Source organism: Mesorhizobium sp. M5C.F.Ca.IN.020.32.2.1 (genome assembly GCF_004023105.1).
GTDB lineage: Bacteria > Pseudomonadota > Alphaproteobacteria > Rhizobiales > Rhizobiaceae > Mesorhizobium > Mesorhizobium wenxiniae.
The window spans coordinates 1-4,489 of sequence record NZ_RZSX01000537.1; the positions used below are offsets into that span (position 1 = coordinate 1).

Below are 4,489 nucleotides of genomic sequence, written 5' to 3' on the forward strand. Positions count from 1 at the left end.
GTTTCGTGACATGACCGAACGGAATTTCGTCCGGCTACGCAAAAAGGTGCCCTGTCGAGACTTACTTGTTAGCAGGGACGAACTCGTGAAGAGTTAAACGACTGATAAGGCAACATTATCATTCGTTTTATGATGCCGACAAGCACAGCGCTTTCTGCGCAAATAGATTGCTAAAAGCGCCGTCATGACTCATCGTGCTTGCGATGATTCTGCGACCCAACCCCTCTCTGTCTCGCCGTGGCGTGCTTGGCGGCGCCTCTTCGATCGCACCGATGGCAACGGTGCCGACCTGGGTTGCGCGGGGCCGCCCTCGACACCCAAACGGTTGCGGGACAAGGCATCGAGGACATTGCAGTCACGGCCGGCGCCGCCATCGGCGCGCTCGATGCGGTGGTCCGCCGGCAGGAGCGGTGGGCCGGCGCCTGGCGGCAGCGCCTGGCGCTTTCGGCGGCTGCGGTCACGGCACGGCAGGCAGGGCGCGTCGAGGACGAAGCGGCCTTGCGCGATGCCGTATTGCTCACAAGACCGGGCGGCAATGTCGGTCCCGCCGGCCTTTTCTTTCTTGCTTGGCGGCGGCTGGCATCTCGGCCAGCGGACGATCTGCTAACGGAGAAAAATGTCGCGGCGGTGCTGGAAGATCTAGGTCTCACGCTCAACGATGAGGCGGTCAGCGATCTGACGGACGATCTGCGACAGCTTGCCGCCAACACCGGCACGGTCGAAACGCTGGTCGGGGCCTTCGCGGCCGCGGAGCGTTACGGCCTCCGGCGCGTTCTCGGAGCCTGGCTTGCCGATGTCTTGCTCGCGCAGCGGCTAGGCTGGACACATGCAATCCCTTTGTTGGGCGCCAAAGCGACCTTAGTTGTGGGTACGTGCCGGGCGCGTCGACCAGTGACTGCCGCTCTGGCTGCCGGCGCCGAAACGGAAGCCGATTGGGCCAAAAGCCTGCTGGCCGCGCAGGCGCGCGCTGCGCTGCGCGCCATTGATCTTTTCGCCGAACTTGAGCGCCGGGCGGACCGGCTGCTTGCGGTTGCGCCGAAACTCAGGGCCAAGGCGGCGGACGTCGTCGTGGAAAAAGCTGCTCTCTGACGACGCGATCGTCGCCTCAGAACAAATCGCCGGCATGAGCGATCGCGGCCTGCGCCGCCTGTTCGACCGGCTGGTCGAGCTCGGTGCCGTGCGTGAATTGTCCGGCCGCGCTACCTTCCGCATCTACGGGCTGTGAAGACAATGGCGGAGAGTGCACGTAGGCGAGGAGGGAGCCGGCCAGATGACCGTCGATCAGCTGACCAGCTGTTTGACCGGGAACTGGATCATCTGCCGCCGGAAGCGCGTTGGCGTGAATGGATGCACCGGGTCGAAGCAACGATCTTCGCCGCTAGCGAGCCGGTCGACCGCGAAATGCTCGCCCGCATCGTCGGGAAAAGCTGCAGCATTGATCTTCTCATCGACGACATCCGCGAGGAGCTGCGCGGCCGCCCTTACGATCTGGTTTCGGTCGCCGGCGGCTGGAAACATTTGACCCGGCCTGCCTATGCAGACGCCATCCGTGCTGCTGTAGGTGGAAGTGGGAAGACGGCCGACCTTACGCAGTCGGAGGTTTTGGTGCTGATGTGCATCGGCTACTTCCAGCCGATCACCCGCGCCGAACTGTCGTCTTTCTTCGGCAACGAGATCAGTCGCGATTTTATTGGTCATCTGCGCGGTGCCGGCCTGATCGCTTCCGGTCCGCGCAGCCCAACGCCGGGCGCGCCCTACACCTATGTGACGACAAAAGAATTCCTGCTGGAGTTCGGGCTCGACACGCTGCGCGACCTGCCGGATTTCGAAGCCCTCGAGGACGCTGGACTGCTCTCGAAGGAGAAGCTACTCGCAGGTGATATCATGCCAGGATTATACAACGACGAGGAAGAGCATGCTTAGCGTCGGCACTGATGAATAATACGCTGCCTGGCCGGTGGCCGCAGTTCGCGGCGTCCTCAACAGGATCTACGACCGGGGTTCGCGAGATGACGTGAGGAGACGCTGTCGGGCGTGGGGCGTTGCCTAGAAAATGGTGGGGGGAAATATGCCTGTAGCTCGTATTGAACGTGTCATTGGCGGTTTGGTAACCGCGTGGGCCGAGCCCGGTTCTGATGGCTACTTTGCCTGCCATCACTTTGGATCTAACGTGCATCCAGCCCACCTCTCCAGTTTGGATGAGGTGGCGGATTTCCTACGTTCGCATCTCGGCAGCGGTGTTCGCATGAACCCCGGCTGGGTCAAGATTGTACGGAACATCCACATCGATGGGGTTTTGCTCCGCTGATCGGCGCGAGCCGTTCTGGAGAGCCAAAAACGCCGGTGGCGGTGAATGATGGGTCACTCGCAGGCGCGCTGCCTGGTGTGAAGTTGTATCCATCGAGAGTGCTATTTAAGCCGCCGGACGGACCCTGGATAAGCAAATCATCCCAAGAAAAATCCTAGACAAATCATGAGACGGCGCTTCTAATTGCTGAGCCGACCGAAATAGCGGGTTGCGCATGTCTCTCAGTGCTTTGGGGGTTATTGCGAGAGACAGATTGCAATTCTGAACTCTGTTATAACGGCAAGGATACCCAGGGTTTGGGGGAGGGGATTTCGTGATTATCGCGGATAATGAAACCGCCATCGACTACCTGTATTACGAGACGGTCGCTAAAACGGTCGTCAAGCTGATCAGGCAGAAGTCGAAGGAACCGTTGACGATCGGGTTGCACGGCGACTGGGGAGCGGGCAAATCCAGCACGCTGCTGATGATTGAGTCGGCATTCAAGGGACAGACAGACACCCTGTGTGTCCGGTTCAACGGCTGGCTGTTTGAGGGATACGACGACGCGAAGGCGGTGCTGATCGAGACGATCGTCGCAGCCCTCCTCAAGGAGAGGTCCGGGATCGCCAAGGTGGCGGACAAGGCCTGGGACGTCCTGAAGGCCGTCAACTGGATGAAGGCCGCCCGCACCGCAGGCAGCCTGGCGTTCACCATGGCGACCGGGATCCCCGGTCCGGACCTGATCCAGGGGATTGGTTCGATCGCGGGCAAGGTGATTAGCGATCCCAAGGCCTACCTGACCGGCGACGTGTTCAACAAGGTCATGGACGGTGCGGCGGAGCATTTTAAGGAGGCCGCACCTTCCGAGACGACGCCGCAACGGATGCACGCCTTTCGCGAAGACTTCGAGGAGCTGCTGGAGCGCGCCAAGGTCGACCGGCTGATCGTCTTGATCGACGACCTCGATCGATGCCTCCCGCAGACGGCGATCGCCACGCTGGAGGCTATCCGCCTGTTCTTGTTCGTGCCGAACGCGGCGTTCGTCATCGCGGCTGACGAGGGCATGATTGAATATGCCGTGCGCAACCACTTTCCCGATCTCCCGGCGGCGGCGGGGCCTACAAGCTACGCGCGCAACTACTTGGAAAAACTCATCCAGGTTCCGTTCCGCATGCCGGCACTTGGCGCGTCGGAGACCTTGGTCTATCTCACCTTGCTGCTCTATCTGGCCTCCGGCGTCAGCGACAGTTCGGTGGAGTTCAAGAGCCTACTCGAGGTGGCGCGCAAGGCCTTGCAGCGGCCCTGGCTGGGCACCGGCTTCGACCGAGACAAAATCAAGGCGAGGCTGGGGTCCATACCCTCCGATCTGGATGCCGCCCTGCAGCTTGCGGCGGAGATTACGCCGATCCTAACCGAGGGCGCCCACATCAAACGCTTCGTCAACACCATGGCCCTGCGCGTCGAGATCGCCAGCGAGCGCGGCTTCCAGGACGATATCAAGCAATCCGTCTTGGCCAAGCTGATGTTGGCGGAGCGATTCGCCCCGGAACTGTTCAACGCGATCGCCCGCGACGCGTCCGCTGACGGCTCCAAGACCATCTCGATCCTCGAGCGGAAGGTGACCTCGAAGGGTGGCAAGGACGCCGATGATGATCCCATGGCCGACTGGCCCAACATCGAGTGGGTCAAGCGCTGGGCGGCGATCACCCCGCCGCTGAACGGCATCGACCTGCGGCCCTACGTGTTTGTCAGCCGCGACCGCAGGACGTCCGCCGGCATCGGTGTCGCCGGCGGCCCCGTGGAAGCCATGATCGAGCGGCTGGCGACGTCGACTCTCGGCGTCACGCAGGTGACGAAGGCCGAGGTGGCTGCGCTCACGCCCGAAGATGCCAACCGGGTGTTCCAGGGCCTCGTGACGAAGATTGATCAGACCGAAGATCTCGGCAAACGGCCGCCGGCGGCCGAGGGTCTGGCGCGCCTTTGCGGAGACCGGCCGGAACTGCGCGAACCGCTGGTTGCATTCCTCGGACGACTGCCGGTGAGCAAGATCGGCGGGTGGGTGGTTAGCGGCTGGGGTGTGGCGGTTGAGGGTCCGCAGGCGCAAGAGTTCGCCGAGCTCGTGGGAGAGTGGGCAACGCAGACCTCGAACAAGCCACTGAGCGTCGTCGCGTCGCTGCAGCTGAACCCGAAGTCGAAGAG

4 protein-coding genes are annotated in these 4,489 nt (G+C 62.2%); all 4 read left to right on the forward strand.

Annotated features, from left to right (window positions below; all coding sequences use genetic code 11):
• Positions 1 to 294 precede the first annotated feature (294 nt).
• Positions 295 to 1,089, forward strand: coding sequence for a DUF1403 family protein (locus tag EOA86_RS23695; RefSeq protein ID WP_329608779.1), 795 nt, complete (start codon positions 295 to 297; stop codon positions 1,087 to 1,089).
• A gap of 34 nt (positions 1,090 to 1,123) precedes the next feature.
• The gene (locus tag EOA86_RS41545) at positions 1,124 to 1,225 is read left to right on the forward strand and encodes a DUF1403 family protein (RefSeq protein ID WP_329608780.1); all 102 of its coding nucleotides are present in this window, start codon (positions 1,124 to 1,126) and stop codon (positions 1,223 to 1,225) included.
• A 5-nt stretch (positions 1,226 to 1,230) separates the two neighbouring features.
• Positions 1,231 to 1,923, forward strand: coding sequence for an SMC-Scp complex subunit ScpB (locus tag EOA86_RS23700; protein ID WP_091600266.1), 693 nt, complete (start codon positions 1,231 to 1,233; stop codon positions 1,921 to 1,923).
• A gap of 698 nt (positions 1,924 to 2,621) precedes the next feature.
• On the forward strand, positions 2,622 to 4,489 hold a 1,868-nt coding region (gene qatA, locus EOA86_RS23705), incomplete at its 3' end, for a Qat anti-phage system ATPase QatA (protein WP_128343874.1).

Bases quoted from the DNA above. Each gene is read 5' to 3' on its own strand.
- EOA86_RS41545 (WP_329608780.1), top strand. From the start codon at position 1,124: ATGAGCGATCGCGGCCTGCGCCGCCTGTTCGACCGGCTGGTCGAGCTC.
- EOA86_RS23700 (WP_091600266.1), top strand. From the start codon at position 1,231: ATGGCGGAGAGTGCACGTAGGCGAGGAGGGAGCCGGCCAGATGACCGT.